The organism is Pseudovibrio sp. Ad46 (assembly GCF_001623065.1).
Classification (GTDB): Bacteria; Pseudomonadota; Alphaproteobacteria; order Rhizobiales; family Stappiaceae; genus Pseudovibrio.
Genome location: NZ_LMCG01000005.1, coordinates 1 through 19,493, shown reverse-complemented (window position 1 = coordinate 19,493; position 19,493 = coordinate 1). Strand labels below are relative to the sequence as shown.

At 51.0% G+C, this 19,493-nt stretch carries 17 protein-coding genes; 12 read left to right on the top strand and 5 right to left on the bottom strand.

The features are described from left to right. Positions 1-187: 187 nt before the first annotated feature. Positions 188-1,381, top strand: a complete 1,194-nt coding sequence (locus PsAD46_RS01695; RefSeq protein ID WP_208981621.1) for a serine hydrolase — start codon at positions 188-190, stop codon at positions 1,379-1,381. Positions 1,382-1,393: 12 nt separating this feature from the next. On the opposite strand, the gene PsAD46_RS01690 is transcribed toward PsAD46_RS01695, so the two are convergent. After that, on the bottom strand, positions 1,394-1,927 hold the full coding sequence (locus tag PsAD46_RS01690; protein WP_063292551.1) for an FxsA family protein: 534 nt from the start codon (positions 1,925-1,927) through the stop codon (positions 1,394-1,396). Between the two features lie 294 nt (positions 1,928-2,221). Here PsAD46_RS01690 and PsAD46_RS01685 point away from each other — a divergent pair, with 294 nt between their 5' ends. The 7 genes from PsAD46_RS01685 to trpS all read left to right on the top strand — a co-directional run bounded on the left by PsAD46_RS01685 (position 2,222) and on the right by trpS (position 10,854). Further along, the gene (locus PsAD46_RS01685) at positions 2,222-2,968 is read left to right on the top strand and encodes a Tim44/TimA family putative adaptor protein (protein ID WP_063306011.1); all 747 of its coding nucleotides are present in this window, start codon (positions 2,222-2,224) and stop codon (positions 2,966-2,968) included. A gap of 35 nt (positions 2,969-3,003) precedes the next feature. Continuing rightward, positions 3,004-4,074, top strand: coding sequence for an MltA domain-containing protein (locus PsAD46_RS01680; protein WP_208981620.1), 1,071 nt, complete (start codon positions 3,004-3,006; stop codon positions 4,072-4,074). Between the two features lie 26 nt (positions 4,075-4,100). Beyond that, positions 4,101-4,772, top strand: coding sequence for a Smr/MutS family protein (locus tag PsAD46_RS01675; RefSeq protein WP_063292550.1), 672 nt, complete (start codon positions 4,101-4,103; stop codon positions 4,770-4,772). An 18-nt stretch (positions 4,773-4,790) separates the two neighbouring features. Further along, positions 4,791-5,162 carry a helix-turn-helix domain-containing protein gene (locus tag PsAD46_RS01670; protein ID WP_057463182.1) on the top strand — a complete coding sequence of 124 codons (372 nt, stop codon included), beginning with the start codon at positions 4,791-4,793 and terminating at the stop codon, positions 5,160-5,162. A gap of 58 nt (positions 5,163-5,220) precedes the next feature. Further along, a complete protein-coding gene (locus tag PsAD46_RS01665; RefSeq protein ID WP_063292549.1) occupies positions 5,221-8,049 on the top strand; it encodes a [protein-PII] uridylyltransferase in 2,829 nt (942 codons plus the stop codon). 6 nt (positions 8,050-8,055) lie between these two features. Then, the gene (gene murJ, locus PsAD46_RS01660) at positions 8,056-9,609 is read left to right on the top strand and encodes a murein biosynthesis integral membrane protein MurJ (RefSeq protein WP_063306010.1); all 1,554 of its coding nucleotides are present in this window, start codon (positions 8,056-8,058) and stop codon (positions 9,607-9,609) included. 162 nt (positions 9,610-9,771) lie between these two features. Continuing rightward, positions 9,772-10,854 (top strand): tryptophan--tRNA ligase, encoded by a 1,083-nt coding sequence (gene trpS / locus PsAD46_RS01655; protein WP_063298934.1) that lies wholly within the window; start codon positions 9,772-9,774, stop codon positions 10,852-10,854. Positions 10,855-10,943: 89 nt separating this feature from the next. Here trpS and PsAD46_RS01650 read toward each other — a convergent pair whose 3' ends face one another. Next, positions 10,944-11,906, bottom strand: a complete 963-nt coding sequence (locus PsAD46_RS01650) for a hypothetical protein (protein WP_153040664.1) — start codon at positions 11,904-11,906, stop codon at positions 10,944-10,946. A gap of 553 nt (positions 11,907-12,459) precedes the next feature. Here PsAD46_RS01650 and trpA point away from each other — a divergent pair. The 3 genes from trpA to PsAD46_RS01635 all read left to right on the top strand — a co-directional run bounded on the left by trpA (position 12,460) and on the right by PsAD46_RS01635 (position 15,713). After that, entirely contained in the window at positions 12,460-13,290 is an 831-nt protein-coding gene (gene trpA, locus PsAD46_RS01645; RefSeq protein WP_063303359.1) for a tryptophan synthase subunit alpha, read from the top strand. A 72-nt stretch (positions 13,291-13,362) separates the two neighbouring features. Beyond that, positions 13,363-14,283: an acetyl-CoA carboxylase, carboxyltransferase subunit beta gene (accD, locus tag PsAD46_RS01640; RefSeq protein ID WP_063292544.1), complete on the top strand. Its 921-nt coding sequence runs from the start codon at positions 13,363-13,365 to the stop codon at positions 14,281-14,283. Positions 14,284-14,387: 104 nt separating this feature from the next. After that, positions 14,388-15,713 carry a folylpolyglutamate synthase/dihydrofolate synthase family protein gene (locus PsAD46_RS01635; RefSeq protein WP_063292543.1) on the top strand — a complete coding sequence of 442 codons (1,326 nt, stop codon included), beginning with the start codon at positions 14,388-14,390 and terminating at the stop codon, positions 15,711-15,713. An 88-nt stretch (positions 15,714-15,801) separates the two neighbouring features. Here the strand turns inward: PsAD46_RS01635 and cysK are convergent, their stop codons facing one another. The 3 genes from cysK to dut form a co-directional block, all read right to left on the bottom strand. Then, positions 15,802-16,767, bottom strand: coding sequence for a cysteine synthase A (gene cysK, locus PsAD46_RS01630; protein ID WP_063292542.1), 966 nt, complete (start codon positions 16,765-16,767; stop codon positions 15,802-15,804). Positions 16,768-17,023: 256 nt separating this feature from the next. Next, complete coding sequence (locus PsAD46_RS01625) at positions 17,024-17,701, bottom strand: HAD family phosphatase (protein ID WP_063292541.1); 678 nt, start codon at positions 17,699-17,701, stop codon at positions 17,024-17,026. 93 nt (positions 17,702-17,794) lie between these two features. Next, complete coding sequence (dut, locus tag PsAD46_RS01620) at positions 17,795-18,253, bottom strand: dUTP diphosphatase (RefSeq protein ID WP_057463191.1); 459 nt, start codon at positions 18,251-18,253, stop codon at positions 17,795-17,797. A 203-nt stretch (positions 18,254-18,456) separates the two neighbouring features. Here dut and PsAD46_RS01615 point away from each other — a divergent pair, with 203 nt between their 5' ends. Beyond that, positions 18,457-19,233: a class III extradiol ring-cleavage dioxygenase gene (locus PsAD46_RS01615; RefSeq protein ID WP_063303364.1), complete on the top strand. Its 777-nt coding sequence runs from the start codon at positions 18,457-18,459 to the stop codon at positions 19,231-19,233. The last annotated feature ends 260 nt before the right edge of the window (positions 19,234-19,493 follow it).

Here is a 19,493-nt window from a genome sequence, read left to right as displayed (position 1 = left end):
AGGGATGCGAATACTAGCGTCATCTCTTCAACTTTAATTGTTGGTTACCGCGCCTGATTGCCATAGGGCTACCTGAGACTTTGCAACACAGCCTGATGTTGTGGCTTGAATCTTTATGACCTAAGGTAATGTTAGTTTTTATGCGCCTAGGATACATATAGTTCCACCAGATATTCTGGAGATGCAATTGCTTAGGTATTTTAAGGCGTTATGCGCTGTTGCAGTTTTAGTCATCGCTCCACAGCCCTTAAGCGCTCAGGAGGCCACAAGCCCGCCGGAGTTGCTCAAGAAAATCTGGAATGGGCCGGACTTTAATGCCAATGACTTTGCGCCCGAAGTCTACAAGAAGATCCCGAAAGAACTTCTCGTCTCCATTCTTTCACAACAACGTTCGATCTATGGCCCTGCGCTTCATGTTGAAGCGACCAAGGACCCGCACAAATTTCTTGTTGAGACGAAATCCTACAGGATTCCAACGCTTTTGAAGCAGAATAAGACCGGTCAGCTGACGGGATTGCTGTTTCGCTTTGCGCTTGTGAAGGATGTGAAACACGAAGGCCTTCTGGAACACATGAAACAGCAGACCGCGACGCAGAGCTTTTTGCTGATGCAAAACGGAAAGGTGCATGCTGAGAACAACAGTGATGCGCAATTGGCTGTCGGATCTGCCTTTAAACTTTATGTGCTGGACCAAGTGGCGCAGCGGGTCAGGGACGGGGACCTGAGCTGGCAAGATAAAGTCACGCTGGAGCAACAGCATATCTCGTATCCAGGTGGCACAATGCAGAATGAGCCGATTGGCAAGAAGTTTGTTTTGCTGGATGTGGCCCGCAACATGATCGAGATTTCGGACAACACGGCCACGGACTTGCTGATGGATCTGGTGGGACAGGAAAGTGTGATGTTGCCGGGAGAAAGTTCACCGGCTCTTACGACGCAGCAGCTGTTTCACCTGAAAGCGGATGAGCAAGCTGCAGAAGCTTATCGCCAAGCAGGGCCAGAGGAGCGGGCACTGATTCTTGCTGCCTTACCGGCCCAGTTGCCGCCAATGGACAAGGTTTCCGTGCCTTTGACAGAGGGAGTTGAGTGGTACATCTCGAACCGCGAACTCTGCGAGATTGTGACAAAAGTGAAGGATATCAAGGGAGTTTTCGTGAATCCGGGGGTGGCTGAACCGGATAACTGGACGTCTTACGCTTATAAGGGCGGCAGTGAGATTGGCGTGCTGAACATGACCTATGCCTTGGAAGACCCTGACGGAAATAACTGGTGCTTCTCAACCACCTGGAATGCAGAGCAAGAGCTGGACGTCACTTATCTGATTGCTTTGGTCGCGACACTGTTGGAGAGTCCTGAGTCAGTTCAGGCAGCTCTCCGTTAAGCTTGGCGGGATTTAGCGACGCTTGTCGTCGTCAGAGGACCATGGGCTGATCTGGTCCGGGTCATTGGAACGAGGACGGGAAGGGTCATCATCCTGCTCTGTATGACGGGAGGAGCTCCACTCATCTTCATTCAGGTCCACAGTGCCATCGCGGCGACGGTAACCTGGATTGACGTTAAGGTTTTGTACCTTCACGTGGCGTGCCAGATAGTTGCCAATCACCTCACGCAGTGGCGGGATGAAGAGCAGCAGGCCGATTGCGTCTGTAAAGAAGCCTGGAATCAACAGCATGAGGCCTGCAAACACGATCATCGCGCCATGCATCATCTCATGACTTGGAACGCGTCCTGAGTCCATTTCAGAACGCATGCGCATGAGCAAAGACAGCCCCTGCTGGCGCAGCATATAGGTGCCGGCAGCTGCGGAAGCTACAGTCAACAGGATTGTTGGAATTGCCCCGATAACACTTCCAACCTCAATAAAGAGATAGATCTCGATGGTTGGTAGCAGAATGAAACAGGCAAGAATGATAAGTCCGAGTGGCATAGCGTCCGCGTAGGTTTAGGTTTATTTTGCTTTTTGATCACTTCTTTTTGAAGCGATCTTACTTATAGTGGGTGATCTTCACAGAATTGCAATGACTGATTTTAGCTTATACTTGCGTGGTAAGACTTTAAAAAGGCGTTGGGATGGACACGAAATAGCTGGATGTTGCTGATAGAAACCTTAAATTAGTGACAGAGCCTGTAAAAATGCGCTAGAGCACATTATCTAGATATCTAATGCATTTGATCATCGGCGCCTGGCAGCCCACGAGTAAAGGACCGGTCGGTACTCGGAATGAACGAAATATTCGACGTCTACAACATAATCTTCCTTATTGCGGCAGTTGTTATTTTCCTGCGGTTACGCTCCGTTTTGGGCAATCGCACCGGTAACGAGCGTCAACCATTTGACCCGTATTCTGCTCAGCAAAAACAAGACTCTCAAAAGACTCAGGCTCCTGAGAATGAGGACAATGTTATTCCTCTTCCAGGCAGTGAGCATGTTCAACATGACCCTGAGCGCGCAGAGCGTGAAGCTCGCGAACAGATTGAGGCCGAAATCGACAAGCTTGCCAAAAAAGGCGGCGAGTTGAATCACGGTCTGCGGGAAATCTGGAAAGCTGAGCCGTCTTTCAATCCAAAAGAGTTTGCGGAAGGTGCACGCGGCGCTTACGAAATCATTTTGATGTCGTTTGCGCAGGGTGATCGCCGCACGCTCAAAGAGCTTCTTTCTCCTGAAGTGTTCAGTGGTTTCTCTGCTGCGATTGATGACCGGGAAAGCCGCAATGAGCGTGTTGAGTCCACTTTTGTGGGCATCGACAAAGCTGACATTGTGGAGGCGGTCTTCAACGACAAAGACAAGCTTGCTGAAGTGACTGTTCGCTTCAAGGGGCAGCTGATCACCGCGACACGGGATTCTGAAAACCGCATTGTGGATGGTGACCCAACCGCAGTGAGTGACCTGACTGACATCTGGACCTTCGCTCGCGTAACTGGTGAGAACGATCCAAACTGGAAGCTGGTTGCAACTGAATCTGCATGACGTTTTCTTTCTTTCGCGACGCTATGAGTTTCATTATGACACTCAGCGTCGCGGCGGGGATAAGTTCTGCTGCTGTAGCTGGAAACACCCTTACAAAAGACCATAGGACCATGCGAAGCGCGAAGCTCTCCGGGCCACTTGATCCCAACGAAATCGACGGATGGGCTGCAGATGATCATTCTGCGGCCCTTTCCGCATTTGTGGCTCACTGCGAGGCGAGTGAAGGCCGAACGCTGCCGACAAAGGCGTTTGGCATTAGCGACGCAAAGTTACGCGCTATCTGCGCAAAATCGCGCAAAATCGACGTAAATAACGCAAGTGATGCAAAAACCTTTTTAGAACATAACTTTACGCTTCAGCGCGTAGAGAACGACGGGTTTGTGACCGGCTACTACATGCCAGAGCTGGAAGGCTCACTTGTTCGCACTGACGAGTTTGTTGTTCCCCTTCATGCCTATCCCAAAGGCCTGAAGGTGATGCCAACACGCGGCGATGTGATGGACGGTGCACTGGATGGAATGGGCCTTGAAGTGCTGTGGGTGAAAGACCCGATAGATGCATTTTTTACAGCTGTTCAAGGGTCTGCCCGTGTTCGTCTGCCCGATGGCGAGTTGCGGCGTTTAGCTTTTGCAGGCAAGTCTGGTCATGAGTACACCGCGATTGGCCGTGTGTTGATTGAGCTAGGCGAAATCTCCAGAGATAACATGGGCATGGATGCGCTTCGTGCCTGGTTATCCCAAAACCCATCCCAGCAGAAAGACGTGTTTCGGCACAATAAATCCTACATCTTCTTTGAGTTACAATCTGCGCAAGACACTGAGATTGCAGCCATTGGAGGGGCAGGAACAGCCCTGACGGACCTGAGATCACTGGCAATTGATGATGATCTGCACACTTATGGCAGTTTAATTTTTGTCTCTAGTGAGTTAAGGACCTACGACACATCAGGTGATCGCTTCGCCAAACTTATGGTTGCTCAGGATACCGGGTCAGCCATCAAAGGCCCCGCGCGCGGCGATATCTATGTAGGAAGTGGTGCAGAGGCAGGTGCCGTTGCCGGGAATATCCGTCACCGTGCGGAATTCTATCTCCTTGTTCCAAAATAATAAATGATCGTGGACGGATCGGATAGATGACGAATGGTGATCGCACAAAGCGAGCCAAAACAAAGCAGCTGAGCGAAGCAGACAAGCGCTTGTGGGACAGGGTGAAAGCCACTCTGACGCCTATTCATCAAGAGCGCCTTTCTGATATGCTGGAAGACACGACGCAGCTTTCCGAGCCTGATCAGTCCCTTATGCACGCTCAAAGCGCTGAGGTGTCTCAGCCTGAGCTTAAGCCGCAGTTGACCTCTCCACCGAAGCCTCAGGCCAAAAAGTCTCGCGGTTCCAAAGGGAAGACCGCGCCAGACTACAGCCCGCCCAAGCCTGTTGTTCCTGCGATGCCTCCGCTTTCACCGCTCAACAAGAAAGAGCGCAAAAAAGTTGTCCGCGGGGGCAAGGGCTATATTGATGCGCGCATCGATCTTCATGGTTTGACGCAGTATCAAGCGCATCAACGCTTAACCTCGTTCATCTATCAAGCGCAGGCCATGGGCTACTCCCTCGTGCTTGTGATCACCGGCAAGGGGCTCGACTATTCAAGCAGCCCCTATGGCGATGATCGTGGTGTGTTGCGCAGAATGGTGCCGCAGTGGCTTTCTCTTCCTGATATGCGCAGCTGTGTGGTAGGCTTCGACCAAGCTCATGTTTCGCATGGGGGCAGCGGTGCGATTTACGTTCGCATTCGTAAGCGCAAAAAATAAGGCAGGAATTTCAGTAAGATGACGCCTTTTGGAGCCAAGGTTAGAGAGCTGCGGGCTAAGCAGAAGATTACCCTGAAGGAAATGGCGGAAGCGCTTTCGGTTTCCTCTGCCTACCTGAGTGCGCTTGAACATGGCAAGCGTGGTACTCCGACCTGGTACATGGTTCAGCGCATGATCACTTATTTCAATGTGATCTGGGACGAAGCTGAAGAACTTCAAAGACTTGCGGAACTTTCCAACCCGAAAATCACCATCGATACTGGCGGCCTGACACCTCGGGCGACCGAGCTGACGAATATGCTTGCCTCGAAGATCAATGGACTCTCAGAGGAATCCCTGGAGCACCTCATTCATCAACTAAGAGTGGTTAGCTCTCGCGACAATATCTAGTCTAAGCCGACAAAGCTCTGTAAAGTCAGTCTGCTGACTTTTGAAGTGGACTGCTGATATGACGCCTGAAGAACTCAAAGTAGATCAACTGGTTGATCCCCAATCCCTTCTCAACGAACTCAAAGAGCTGGTTGAGAAGCACGATGGCGACGGCAACAGCTTTAAGCTGCGCAGCGATGTTTTGACAAAGCTGAAAGCCACGCACAAAGCAGCCTTTAAAGAAATTGAAAAGCTCCTGATGGAAGACGGGCAGGGCCGGCGATGTTCCGAGCGCTTGTCTTGCGTGCAGGATATGCTCATTCAGGTGATCTATGAGTTCGCGGTTACTTATGTTTATCCCGTTGAAAATCCAACAAAATCCGAGCGTATCAGCATCATAGCTGTTGGTGGTTATGGGCGCGGAACGATGGCGCCGCACTCTGACGTGGATCTGCTGTTTCTCTGGCCATATAAGCAAACGCCCTGGGGTGATCAGGTTGTTGAGTTCATCCTCTACATGCTTTGGGACATGGGCCTAAAGGTCGGTCATTCCACGCGCAATCTTGATGAGACAATCAAGCAGTGCCGCGAAGATATGACCGTTCGCACAGCTGTTTTGGAAGCGCGTTATGTTTGGGGTGATCTTGAGCTTTTCCAAGAGCTTACCAAGCGCTTCGACAAGGAAATCGTTTCCGGCACTGGACCGGATTTCATCGCCGCCAAGCTTGCTGAACGAGATGATCGTCATGAACGCCACGGCGCGTCCCGCTACCTTGTTGAACCCAATGTCAAAGAAGGCAAAGGCGGGATGCGTGATCTGAACACGCTGTTCTGGATCGCCAAGTATTTTTATCGCGTTCCCAGTGGCTTAGGGCTGGTTGAAAAGGGTGTTTTCTCGCGGCGTGTATTGAATCGGTTCCGAAAGAGTCAGGATTTTCTCTGGGCTGTCCGCTGTCATCTGCATTTTCTAACAAACCGTCCTGAAGAACGCTTGAGCTTTGATGTTCAACGGGAAATTGCTGACCGTCTCGGTTACATGGACCATCCCGGCATGCGGGCTGTTGAGCGGTTCATGAAGCACTACTTCCTTGTTGCGAAGGATGTTGGTGATCTGACACGCATTTTTGCGGCGGCTCTTGAAGAGCAGCATGTGAAGTCCGCCCCAAGCATTTCGCGGTTCCTTGGCAGTTTTGTTCCGGGAAGCAAGCACAAGCGGCGATCTATCAAAGGAACCAAGGACTTCCTTGTCGAGAACGGGCGCATTATTGCGGCGAAGCCGGATGTCTTTGAGAAAGATCCGGTCAATGTGATCCGTGTGTTTTATCTGATCGACAAAACCAATTTGGATATGCACCCAGAATTGCTGAAACTGGTTCGTCGATCCAGGCGGCTGATCAATGCGGAATTCCGCAAGAATGAACAAGCGAATCGGCTGTTCCTGAAGGTCCTGACAAGTCGCAGTGATCCGGAAACCGTTTTGCGTGCGATGAACGAGTCGTCTATCCTTGGCCAGTTCCTGCCGGAGTTTCGGAAGGTCGTCGCGATGATGCAATTCAACATGTATCACCACTACACTGTCGACGAACACCTCATCCGATCTGTTGGCGTTCTTTCTGAAATTGAGCGCGGGATGGGTGGTGATAGCCACCCGCTGGCAACGGATCTGATCAAATCGGTTCACAGCCGGAAAGTCCTTTATGTTGCAATGCTTTTGCATGATGTGGCGAAGGGACGGCCAGAGGATCATTCTATTGCAGGAGCCAAGATTGCGCGGAAGATTTGCCCACGTCTTGGCCTTTCTCCAGCAGAGACTGATACTGTCGCCTGGCTCATCGAGCAGCATCTGGAAATGAGTACGGTTGCACAGTCTCGCGACTTGAGTGATCCGAAAACCATCAAGGATTTCTGCCGTAAAGTGCAGAGTCTGGAGCGTTTGCAGCTCCTGTTGATTTTGACGGTTGCGGACATTCGGGCAGTGGGTCCCAATGTATTTAATGGCTGGAAAGGGCAATTGCTGCGCACGCTCTATTATGAGAGCGAGACGATCCTCAGTGGTGGTCATGGCCGTATGAGCCAGCAGCAACGTGTTGACCATGCGAAGCAAGAGCTGGCCGAAGAGCTGGTAGGCTGGACTGATGAGGAGCTGGATAATTACCTCAATCGCCACTATCCGGCCTATTGGCTGCGCGTTGATCTGAAGAGCAAGATCAACCATGCGAACCTGATCCGCAAAACGGACAAGGAAGAAGAGCATCTGGCGACCTCTGTGGAGCCTCATGCTTTTGAGGGCGTTACAGAAATCACCGTTCTAGCACCGGATCATCCAAGATTACTCTCCACAATTGCACGAGCTTGTTTTGCGGCAGGTGGAAACATTGTGGACGCACACATCGACACCACAAAAGATGGTCTCGCGCTGGATACGATCTACATCAGCCGTGAGTTACCTGAGGACGATGACGAGCATCGTCGCGGGGAGCGGATTTGCTGTTTGATTAAAGAAGCACTGCGCGGCACGGCACCTGTTCCTGAAGTGAAGGGTGCAGCGACAAAGCCGAATGCTCGTAACAAGGCGTTTACGCTGCAAACAACTGTTTTAGTTAGCAATTCATGGTCAGAAAACTATACGGTTCTTGAAGTGACCGGACTTGACCGACCGGGTTTACTTTCTGATTTGACCACCGAGATCTCGGCTCTCAACCTGAATATTGCGAGTGCTCATGTTGGGACTTTTGGGGAGAAAGCGGTCGATGTATTTTACGTGACCGATCTGACTGGCCAGAAAGTACACAATGTGGGACGTCAGGAATCTATTCGCGATAGACTCAAAAATGCCTTTGACGGTAAAAAGCCACAAAAAGCGCCTACGAGCTCACGCCGTAAACCTCAAAAACATACAGGTAAGTAATTTTATATGAGCCTTTTCAAGAGCTTCGCCACGGTTGGTGGTGCAACAATGCTAAGCCGTCTCTGCGGGTTTGGGCGAGATGTGATGCTGGCTGCCTTTGTAGGCACTGGTCCTGTTGCAGATGCTTTTGTTGTGGCTTTCCGCTTACCAAACCTGTTCCGCAGATTGTTTGCGGAAGGTGCATTTAACTCAGCTTTCGTACCGTTGTTTGCCCGCTCTGTTGAGGAAGATGGAGAGCAGGGCGCACAAAAATTTGCTGGTGAGATTGCGGCAGCTTTGTTCTGGACGCTGGTGGTTATCCTCGCTCTGGCAGAGGTTTTCATGCCTTTGCTCGTACATGTGCTGGCGCCGGGTTATTTCTCTGACCCCGCAAAATTCGACCTCACAGTCCTCATGTCACGCATTGCATTTCCGTATTTGCTGTTCATGTCCTTGCTCGCGTTCTTAAGCGGAATTCTCAATACATTTCAGAAGTTTCTGGCCGCAGCCATGGCACCGGTCATGCTCAATGTTGTGATGATGGCTGTGCTCGCAGGCATTGGTTTTTATGGTATGGAGCCTGATCAGACGACCGGAGTGCTATTGGTTACTGGTGTCGCTGTAGCAGGTGTTGTTCAGCTCGCTGTCGTTGCCATTGGCATGAAGCGGCTCGGGTTTCGCGTCCCTATCATGCGCCCACGATGGACGCCGGGCGTAAAGCGCTTGCTGGTTTTGGGTGTTCCCGGTGTGATTGCCGGGGGGATTACGCAGATCAACATCACGGTTGGAACGATCATCGCATCGCTGGAAAGCAGTGCGAATTCATACCTTTACTATGCTGACAGGATATACCAGCTGCCGCTTGGTGTGGTGGGTATCGCGATTGGTGTTGTGCTTTTGCCAAGCCTGACACGGCAGTTGCGCTCTGGTCAGGAAGAGCTGGTTCATCATACGCAGAACCGGTCAATGGAGTTCGCTCTTGCGCTTACTCTACCTGCTGCAGTCGCGCTCGTTATCATCCCAGATACCGTGATTTCCGTACTGTTCCAGCGCGGTCAGTTTACGGATGCTGCTGTTGAGCAGACTGCTTTGGCTTTGATGGCATTTGCCGTTGGTTTGCCTGCGTTTGTGCTGAATAAGGTGCTGTCCCCTGGCTTCTTTGCGCGGGAAGATACAAAGACCCCAATGTACTTTGCCGCTGTTGCCATGGTGGTGAACGTGGCGCTCTCAATCTTGTTATTCCCTACCTTCAAGCACGTGGGCATCGCGATTGGGACAACTGCTGCGGGTTGGGTCAACTCGGCGCTGCTGGCCTTTGTGCTGTGGCGGCGTGGTCATTTTGTTGTCGACGCAGCATTGCTGAAAAGAATTCCGCTATTGGGCTTTGCCAGCGCTTTGATGGGTGTTGTGGTCTATGGCGGCACGCTTGTTCTGGAGCCGCTTTCAACCTCCAATCTGTTTGTTGTGCGAGCCAGCGAGCTGGTCCTTCTTGTCACCATTGGCCTGATTTCCTTTGGGATTTTGGTTCAGCTCACCGGGACCGTGGATTTTCGCGTACAACTGCAGAAATTGCGGCGATAAAGGCTTTCTCACTCTGCAAATCACTTGCACATACGAAAAAGCGCAGTCATAACCACCGGGCTTTATCTGCGCGGGCTGTTCTAGTTTGTTTGTCACCCATTCAATCTATGCCCGCGCAACCCACTGGCCCTTCCAACAGGCCCAAGCCTAGGGATATTTGTTATGACGGCGTTTCAGCCTCGCGTTTTCTCCGGTGTTCAACCAACCGGAAACCTCCACCTTGGTAACTACCTCGGTGCTATTGTCCGCTTTGTTCCGCTTCAGGACCAGATGCCGACCATCTTCTCCATCGTTGACATGCATGCGATCACAGTCTGGCAGGACCCTGCCGAGCTGACGCAGCAGACCCGTGAAGTAACAGCAGCTTACCTCGCAGCCGGTGTTGATCCGAAGAAGTCGATCATCTTCAACCAGAGCCAGGTGAAAGAACATGCTGAACTGGCATGGATTTTCAACTGTATCGCCCGCATGGGCTGGCTGAAGCGCATGACTCAGTTCAAGGACAAAGCAGGAAAGAACGCAGAAAACGCTTCTGTTGGTCTGTTTGCTTATCCTAACCTGATGGCAGCAGACATTCTGGCTTACCGCGCTACCCATGTTCCGGTTGGCGATGACCAGAAGCAGCACCTTGAGCTGACACGCGATATTGCGCAGAAGTTCAACAATGATTTTGCTGATCGCATCAAAGAGCTGGGTCTTGGTGTTCCAAACCCTGAACCATCTCATGAAGCGCCGGATGAGCTTTACTTCCCGGTCACTGAGCCAATGATCACTGGTCCTGCGACCCGTATCATGAGCCTGCGTGACGGCAACAAGAAGATGTCCAAGTCTGATCCTTCTGATCTTTCCCGCATCAACCTGACTGATGATCAGGACACGATTGCGAAGAAAATCAGAAAGGCAAAGACCGATCCTGAAGCGCTTCCAAGTGAAGTGGATGGACTGGAAGGTCGTGCGGAAGCTGACAACCTTGTTGGCATTTATGCTGCCCTTTCCGGACGTACCAAAGCAGAGGTTCTGGGCGAGTTCGGCGGTCAGCAGTTCTCAGCATTCAAACCAGCTCTTTCCGAGCTGGCTGTTGAGAAACTGGCTCCAATGAACAATGAAATGCGCCGGATCATGGATGATCCTGCAAGCGTTGATGCTGTTCTGCGTGATGGTGCTGAACGTGCTGCTGAGATTGCAGAACCAGTGCTGCATGATGTACGTCGCATTATTGGCTTTTTGGAAAGCCGTCGCGGCTAATTTGCGTTTAGTTTCAAGACTGAGAAAGCCGCAGATAATCTGCGGCTTTTTTGCTTTCCGGAGTGTTGCGGCTGCTTTTACTGGCGCACTCACTCATCCTTTAAAAAGGGCGACACGCGCGCTTGCGCTGCCTCGTTGGCCGCAACGATGTGTTTGAGCAACAAGGCATCCACCGTATGTGCCATAACCACACAGCGCCGGTCCATTTGTGGGAAGTCATCGCACACGGGTGACTTGAACAGAGTAGGGTTCTGTTGAACCAGCCCCAGCATGTCCTGAAGATCCTGAATACTATAACGCGCGTGAAGAACCTTTATAAACTGCTCTTTGAAGCCAGTGTTATCGGCCGTGATGCGCTGAGCCAGTTCTGCCCGCGTAACTTTACAGGCCTGCTCTGTCATGCGGACTCCACAAGTCATCATACGCGGTTGCTGTTGAAGGTAATCCGATATTGGACCGTGCATGTCTTCCCAATTGTCGAACTGATAGCCCTCGAAAAGTTGAGACATCATTTTTACCTGCTTCTCTCTATCAGGAGGCAAGGGGTGAGCAAATCGGAAAGTGGCGGAGGGATCTTTTGCATCAAGTTGGCCGGTGATGAGATCAGTGAGTGGAACCGATGTTACTGATTGCGTTGTGTCTGCAATCTTGTTTCCAGAAGCATTGATAAGCGCAGGGCCGCTAAGGATTACGGTCAGATTGCGCTCAGCAAGAGCTTGAGACAGCACAGCTTTCTCAAGAAAAGTGGCTTTGGTCAGGACTGTAGTTCCAGAATCGGCATTATTGAAATCCGACACCTTCAAGACCACTTGTAAGCTCGTATCATCCACCCGAGTTAACTGGAGAACGGATGGCCCCATGGATGTAGGGGGCGAAGGGGTTTCCTGCTCTGGTAAGAGCAAATCAGATAAACTCTGTTCAACGGTATTGCTGCAGAACACAAACCCGTTTTCCCGCTTTACCTCGCCGTTATCACAAAAGGCCACCACAGGAACCGGACCTGAGTTTTGCTTCTTTTTTTCCTGCATACGGGCATAGGTAGCCTCTGTCATCTTGTAGGTCATGCGCTGTGTGACAGAACCATCCTCAGCAAAATCATAGTGCAACTCAATATCTACGCAGGCGGAAAGAACCACCGCCAAACACATAAAAACTATCGCCTTCCATCCTCGCATCTCTTACCCCAAAACTAATCTCATAAAAAAATACGCCGGAACCAAAGCAGAGGGTTGTCATATGAGCCACACAACTATGGTCTAAGGGGGGATTGAATTGATTATTGATATGGCTGTTTATCGCGTTTCGATGCTTAAAACTGGTTCTACTACAGATCTAAAAATACAGTGCTTATTGCCGCTTAGTGGGTCGAGTTCACCATATGCTCACGATCAGAGCAGGCAATATTATATTTGACGTAATGGTCAATCTGAGACCTTGAGAGTCTTTATCGCTGGATATTCTCTGGAGCTGTTGTCTATTTCTTATAAAATTCGCCAGAAACGCATTCAATTTGCGCTGTGTTTATTGACAGAGGGCTAGTTGCACCCCTACATCCTTGCTGATTGATTGGTGGGGCTTGCCCCAATACATCAGATGGTCGGATGAATGATTGAAACTCGTATTGATCGACGCTTTGCTAAGCTGAAGGCTGAAGGACGTCCTGCGCTCGTAACTTTTATTACGGCCGGAGACCCGGACCTCGCCACTTCACAAGCTATTCTGGATGCACTTCCAGAAGCGGGTAGTGATGTTATTGAGCTTGGCATGCCGTTTTCTGACCCGATGGCTGAAGGTGTTCCAATCCAGCTGGCGACTCAGCGCTCTCTAGCGCATGGTCACACGATGGACAAAACGCTTCAGATGGTGCGTGAGTTCCGTAAAAAGGACAATGACACTCCAATCGTTCTGATGGGTTACTACAACCCGATCTTTGTACGTGGCAGCGCTGCTTTTGTGAAAGAAGCACGTGAAGCTGGCGTTGATGGTCTTATTGTTGTTGATGTGCCTGCGGAAGCAGATGACGAACTTTGCATTCCGGCAATTGAGGGTGGTGTAAACTTTATCCGCCTGACCACACCAACAACTGATGACAAACGCCTTCCAACTGTTCTGGCGAATACATCAGGTTTTGTTTACTACGTATCCGTAACTGGTGTAACCGGATCTGCCGCTGCAGACACCACTGCTGTTGCTAAGGCAGTTACACGAATTAAATCCCACACTGAGCTTCCTGTTGCTGTTGGCTTTGGCATTAAAACCGCTGAACAAGCAGAAGAAATTGGCAAGCATGCCGACGGTGTGGTGGTTGGCTCTATTCTTGTTGAGGCGATTAGAACAAGCCTTGACGACAATGGTAAAGCCACAAATCAGACACAAGCTGCTGTTACCGAAGTTGTGCGCTCACTACGTGTGGGTGTAGAAAAAGCTCGGAAATAAGTATTGCTTTACGTATGGCCCGTTTAATGGCCATTAAAAATTGAAAACGAAATTAAAGACAGGCGGCAGCCCGTGAACTGGATTAACAACGTCGTACGGCCGAAAATCCGCAGCTTTCTCGAAAAGCGCGAAATTCCGGAAAACCTTTGGATCAAGTGCCCTGAAACTGGCGAGATGGTCTTCCATCGCGATTTGGAGGCAAACCAGTGGGTTGTACCAAACTCCAACTTTCATATGCGCCTCTCCAGCAAGAAGCGTTTGGAGTATTTCTTTGACCAGGGTGAATACACCAGCATCGAGACTCCGGAAGTTGCTGTCGACCCACTGAAATTCCGCGACCAGCGCAAGTATGTTGATCGCCTGAAAGATGCCAAAGCCAAAACCGAGATGACCGACTCTGTCGTTGTCGCCAGCGGTAAGGTGAATGGCTACGACATGACCACTGCTGTTCAGGATTTCGCCTTCATGGGCGGTTCTCTTGGCATGGCAGCTGGTGAAGCGATCATCCGCGGTATGGAACATGCCGTTGAGCACAAAACACCTTTCGTCATGTTTGCCGCTTCCGGCGGTGCACGCATGCAGGAAGGCATCCTCTCGCTGATGCAGCTGCCACGGACTACTGTAACCGTACAGATGCTTCGTGAAGCAGGCCTGCCTTACATTGTGGTGCTGACCAACCCGACGACCGGTGGCGTAACAGCCTCCTACGCGATGCTGGGCGATGTTCACATTGCTGAGCCTAACGCTTTGATCGGCTTTGCTGGACAGCGCGTGATTGAGCAGACTATTCGCGAGAAGCTTCCTGAAGGCTTCCAGCGTTCTGAGTATCTGCGTGATCACGGTATGGTCGACATGGTTGTGCATCGTCACGAGCTGAAAGAAACCATTTCCAACCTGTGTAACCTGCTGATGAAGCGTGAAGCTCAGCTGCCAGTGCTTGAAGAAAAGCCTGTAGAACCAGAGGCTAGCACTGAGGTTGCTGCAACCCAATAAGCCTTTACGGCTCACGGAGTTGCGATTTGCTTTAAAAAGTCCGGCATACCGTGCCGGGCTTTTTCTTTATTCAGATGCCCAGCAGATTTGAAGGTGGATAGCCAATGAACAAGATCAAAGCCGCCCTTGATCGTTTGATGAAACTTCATCCCGATGAGATTGATCTGTCCTTAGACCGTATGCATCGGGTCATGAAGGCGCTGGGGAGCCCTGAGACACGCATTCCGCCAGTCTTCCATATAGCGGGGACCAATGGCAAAGGCTCTACTGGCGCCTCTATCAGGGCGCTTCTGGAGGCACAGGGGAAAACCGTTCATGTGTATTCCTCACCGCATCTGGTTCGCTTCAACGAGCGCATTCGGCTGGGTGGTACAGGTCGCTTTGTTGAAGATGATGCATTGCTTGAAGCGATTGAGCAGGTTGAGAAAGCCAATGATGGTCATGAGCTGACGTTTTTTGAGGCGACAACGGCTGTTGCGTTCTACCTGTTTGCCAAAAATCCTGCTGATTACCTTGTTTTGGAAGTTGGGCTTGGTGGTGTTCTGGATGCCACCAACGTTGTTGAGAAGCCGCTGGTGAGTGTGATTACGCCGATCTCAAAAGACCACGAGAATTTCCTGGGTGATAGCCTTGAAGGCATTGCGCTGGAGAAGGCTGGGATAATTAAGCCGGGTTGTCCTGTTGTTGTGGGACCGCAAGCGGATGCCGTGTGGGATGTGATTGAGAACAAAGCCGGGCGGGAGCGCGCGCCGATCTGGTTCCAGGGACAAGAGTTTTCTGCCTGGGAAGAGGGCGGGCGGCTTGTTTATCAGGATGAGTTTGGCTTGCTGGACCTTTCACCGCCAAAGCTTGCTGGATTCCATCAGATGTCCAACTCCGGTCTTGCATTGGCTGCGTTGCGGGCGGCGGGACTGCTTGAGAGCGAAGAGGCGCGGGTTGCTTGCGATAAAGCGCTGCGCTCCATCAACTGGCCAGCACGGATGCAGCCTCTTTATGAAGGTAAGCTCTTTGACGAGCTGCCAGAAAGCAGTGAAATCTGGGTTGATGGCGGGCATAATCCCGGCGCCGCAAAGGTGATTGCTTCTTTTCTCGCGGATTTGACGGATAAAGCGTCCCGTCCGACCTATCTGGTCATGGGCATGATGAACACGAAAGATCCAGAAGGGTTCTTTGAGCAGTTTGAAGGGCTGGCGAAGCATGTCATCTGCGTGCCGTTGACCACCACAAGCGCAGGGCGGTCTCCGATTGAACTTGCCGAGATTGCACAGGCCGCAGGTCTTTCGGCATCGGCTCATGGCACCATGGACAGAGCAATTGCGGAGATCAGACGACGTGCGCAGGATGAAGACGAAGCACCACGTATTCTGTTTAGCGGCTCACTTTACTTAGCTGGCGAAATTCTTGACAGAAATGGCACACCGCCTGAGTAAACAAGGTTCGATTCAGACTCGAAATGATCGGTAGACACAAAAAAGGGAGGCAATTGCCTCCCTTAATTCGTTTCAAGTCTCGCTGGGATCAGGCATCCAGACCTTCGAAAAGAGCTGTTGAGAGATAGCGCTCCGCAAAGCTTGGGATGATGATGACAATGTTTTTGCCTGCCATTTCATCACGCTTGCCAACTTCGATCGCAGCTTTTAGCGCCGCACCGGAAGAGATACCGACCGGAACGCCTTCTGTTTTCGCCACTTCACGAGACAGCGCAAACGAGTCCTCATTGGAAACGGTGACCACTTCATCATAAACAGCGGTATCCAGAACGCCCGGCACGAAGCCAGCGCCGATGCCCTGAATTTTGTGCGGACCAGGCTGACCGCCGGACAAAAGCGGGCTGTCAGCTGGCTCAACAGCGACCACGTGAAGGGCTGGATTGCGCTCTTTCAACACCTGAGAAGTGCCCGTGATGGTGCCGCCGGTGCCGATGCCGGATACGAATACATCAACGTTTCCGTCGGTATCGTTCCAGATTTCTTCAGCAGTGGTTTTGCGGTGGATCTCAGGGTTGGCCGGATTTTCGAACTGCTGCGGAATAACAGCATCTGGAATCTCCGCCAGAAGCTCTTCTGCGCGTGCGACAGCACCCTTCATGCCCTTTGGACCTTCAGTCAGGTCAATCTCAGCGCCCAGAAGCTTCAACATCTTACGGCGTTCGATGGACATGGTCTCTGGCATTACGAGGATCAGGCGGTAGCCTTTTGCAGCTGCGACGAAGGCCAGCGCGATGCCTGTGTTGCCGGAGGTTGGCTCGATCAGAGTGGTTTTGCCCGGAATGATCTTGCCCGCTGCTTCCATTGCCTCAACCATTGCGACACCGATACGGTCTTTCACGCTGGAAATCGGGTTGAAGAACTCGAGTTTGGCAAGCAGGTTGCCTTTTACGCCGTGAGCCTTTGCCAAACGGTCCAGACGTACGATTGGTGTGTTTCCGATAGTCTCAGTGATGGAAGAGTAAATTTTTCCACGACCCGGCTTGGAAGTGCTCATCGAAATCCCCTTTATGCAATTTACTTGTGAGTTTGAGCCCTGTCTCGGCGGAAGACTCCCGAGCTGCAGCCTCATTAAATTTCTGAATGAAATGTAGGAAGTGTAACGAGGGTTTTCGAGGTTTCAAAAACCCCGAATACTATAGGATATAGAAACGTGATGCAAAATACTGCAGTAACATAGAATTAGATTCTAGCTGAGAGACGATTTAGTATGGTCTTTTGCAAAAAAGACCATTTCCTCGAAAATAGATGAACTACGCGGTGGTTTGATCCAGCGCTTCAAGACCCAACAGGGCAGGCAGGTCTGACATGTGGCCGAAGGTGATAGCGCCAAGAGATTTGGCCTGCTCGATGTCTGCATTTACATCGCCCGTGTAGTTGAAGACGCGCATTCCTGCGGCTTTTGCGGCTTTGATGCCAGCGATACTGTCTTCAATTACAACGCATTGCTCTGGCTTAAAGCCCATGCCTTTGGCTGCGTAGAGGAAGATATCCGGCGCTGGTTTGCCCATTTTGCAATCCTGCGCAGAATAAAGCACGTCCTTGAAGGTTTCCCAAAGGCCTGCAGAGCCAAGTGTCATCTGCATCTTTTCATAGCGACCTGAGGAGCCAACGCAGAATGGAATGCCTTCTGCTTTCAGATGAGCAACAACATCCAGAATACCCGGAATTGGCTCAATACCAGCTTCAAACGCGACCAGATCAGCCTGGCGAACCTGTGCAGCCCAGTCATCAGGAAGCTTTTTGCCGCTGAGGCGCTCGGCTTCTTCCTTAATGGTGTCCATTGCGGTGCCGGTGAAGCGGTGGTGACATTCCAAAGGCGAGAAATCGAGGCCGATTTTCTTCATGAAGTCAGAAAGGACTTCATTCGCTATGGTTTCGGTGTCGACAAGAATGCCATCACAATCGAAAATCACCAGTTCCGGCTTCATAATTCTTCCTTGTATTCCTCGGAGCCTCTCGCCTTCATGGGAGTTGACGCGAGATGCTCCAGTTTTCTTCCAGCGTATCCTTTGAAGATGCGCTTAAACGCCAGAGGAGCCAAACCCGCCTTCACCACGTTCGGTGGTTTCAAGCTCTTTGACTTCTTCGATCTGCACTTGCGTGACAGGGGCCACCACCATTTGAGCGATGCGCATTCCGCGTTCAATCACAAAGGAGTCTTCCCCCAGATTGATCAGGATGACTTTCACTTCGCCGCGATAATCAGCATCAACCGTACCTGGTGTGTTGAGGACCGTCACACCGTGTTTAGCGGCCAGACCTGAACGTGGACGAACCTGCCCCTCATGACCAGATGGCAGAGCAAGTGAAAGGCCCGTTGGCACCATCGCCCGCTGTCCAGGCTTCAACTCGATCGCATCTGTATTTGCTGCTTGCAAATCCAAACCAGCAGCCTCTGCACTTTGATAAGCAGGAAGCTCTAATCCTTCGCTGTGAGGAAGGCGCGTAATTTTTAGTTTTGGTGTCATGAAGAGGCCCATTGATAAGAGGCGTCTTTTCTAACAGGAGTTTGCAATTTCTTCCAGTAGGCGCATGAAATTCGATCAAGGTCCTTATCCCAGGATAAGGTCACTTTCAGTGAACAGTCCTATCAACTTTACTGAGATTGGTCGTAATTCGCTAATGCAATACACTGTTGAGAATAAGAAATTCATCAACAAACCGAAACAAAAAAGCGTTTCACATGAAACAATCACCTCTCTTTTTGCCCCATGGAGCACCAGATCTCGCAATAAGACCTGAACTGGAAGCTCATCAGTTTCTCAAAAACCTTTGTGTTTCAGAGGTTAAGCCCAATGCGATCGTGATCATTTCGCCTCACTGGCAAACAGAGCGACTCGTCATCACCTCAGCAGGTCCGTTGAAGACCATCCATGATTTTCGCGGCTTCTCGCCGAAACTCTATGACATGCAATACGCTACGGATGCCCCAAGCTGGCTGGTTACTCGCACACACGACGCCATTACGCGCTATGGCCTGACCGTTTGCGAAGATAATTCATGGGGTTTGGACCACGGTGCCTGGGTTCCTTTGTCACTGGCTTTTCCTGATGCGGATATTCCAGTGGTTCAGGTGTCTTTGCCCTATGCCTATGGAAGCGAAGAGAGCTTTAACCTAGGGCGTGCTTTAGCTCCGCTGGCGGAAGAGGGTATCCTTGTTATCGGCAGTGGTGCGCTGACGCATAATTTTTCTGAAGTCAGCGGCAATGGTGTCACGCCAGACTGGGCATTGGAGTTTGACCACTGGATTACCGAGCTTGCGGAACAAGGGGAGACCTGCGCACTGCTCTCTTCCGGCAATCACAAGTACTACAAAAAAGCACTTCCAACTGATGAACACTTCCTTCCGCTTCTGGTGGCATATGGAGCTGCAGGTGAGCATGCTTATGGCGAAAAGCTGCATGAGAGCTTCACTTACCGCTCCATCAGCATGAGTGCGTTCCGGTTTCGTAACAGGTAGCCACCAAGAGACTGCATCAGTTAAACTCCCTCGGTGCCGTCCTAGCTTTTTAGCTGGGATCCATAACCGATTGCTTTTTCACGAAGGCGTTCGGTCAATTTCTGACACTGGGGTTATAGATCCCGGGTCTTCGTGTTTGTCCCGGAGAGATAGTTGACGTTTGTTCGGGGACATGGGTGACGGTCATGTTATGATGTTAAGTCGATTTTTGCGACTGTGTTTGCTGCAAAACATACGTTGAAGATCTCAGGTTTGTCTGA

Excerpts from the sequence above, each read along its gene's own strand:
- PsAD46_RS01690 (WP_063292551.1), bottom strand. The coding sequence starts at position 1,927 with ATGCCACTCGGACTTATCATTCTTGCCTGTTTCATTCTGCTACCAACC.
- PsAD46_RS01685 (WP_063306011.1), top strand. The coding sequence starts at position 2,222 with ATGAACGAAATATTCGACGTCTACAACATAATCTTCCTTATTGCGGCA.
- PsAD46_RS01680 (WP_208981620.1), top strand. The coding sequence starts at position 3,004 with ATGACACTCAGCGTCGCGGCGGGGATAAGTTCTGCTGCTGTAGCTGGA.
- PsAD46_RS01675 (WP_063292550.1), top strand. The coding sequence starts at position 4,101 with ATGACGAATGGTGATCGCACAAAGCGAGCCAAAACAAAGCAGCTGAGC.
- PsAD46_RS01670 (WP_057463182.1), top strand. The coding sequence starts at position 4,791 with ATGACGCCTTTTGGAGCCAAGGTTAGAGAGCTGCGGGCTAAGCAGAAG.
- PsAD46_RS01665 (WP_063292549.1), top strand. The coding sequence starts at position 5,221 with ATGACGCCTGAAGAACTCAAAGTAGATCAACTGGTTGATCCCCAATCC.
- murJ (WP_063306010.1), top strand. The coding sequence starts at position 8,056 with ATGAGCCTTTTCAAGAGCTTCGCCACGGTTGGTGGTGCAACAATGCTA.
- trpS (WP_063298934.1), top strand. The coding sequence starts at position 9,772 with ATGACGGCGTTTCAGCCTCGCGTTTTCTCCGGTGTTCAACCAACCGGA.
- PsAD46_RS01650 (WP_153040664.1), bottom strand. The coding sequence starts at position 11,906 with ATGACAGAGGCTACCTATGCCCGTATGCAGGAAAAAAAGAAGCAAAAC.
- trpA (WP_063303359.1), top strand. The coding sequence starts at position 12,460 with ATGATTGAAACTCGTATTGATCGACGCTTTGCTAAGCTGAAGGCTGAA.
- PsAD46_RS01635 (WP_063292543.1), top strand. The coding sequence starts at position 14,388 with ATGAACAAGATCAAAGCCGCCCTTGATCGTTTGATGAAACTTCATCCC.
- cysK (WP_063292542.1), bottom strand. The coding sequence starts at position 16,767 with ATGAGCACTTCCAAGCCGGGTCGTGGAAAAATTTACTCTTCCATCACT.
- PsAD46_RS01625 (WP_063292541.1), bottom strand. The coding sequence starts at position 17,701 with ATGAAGCCGGAACTGGTGATTTTCGATTGTGATGGCATTCTTGTCGAC.
- dut (WP_057463191.1), bottom strand. The coding sequence starts at position 18,253 with ATGGGCCTCTTCATGACACCAAAACTAAAAATTACGCGCCTTCCTCAC.
- PsAD46_RS01615 (WP_063303364.1), top strand. The coding sequence starts at position 18,457 with ATGAAACAATCACCTCTCTTTTTGCCCCATGGAGCACCAGATCTCGCA.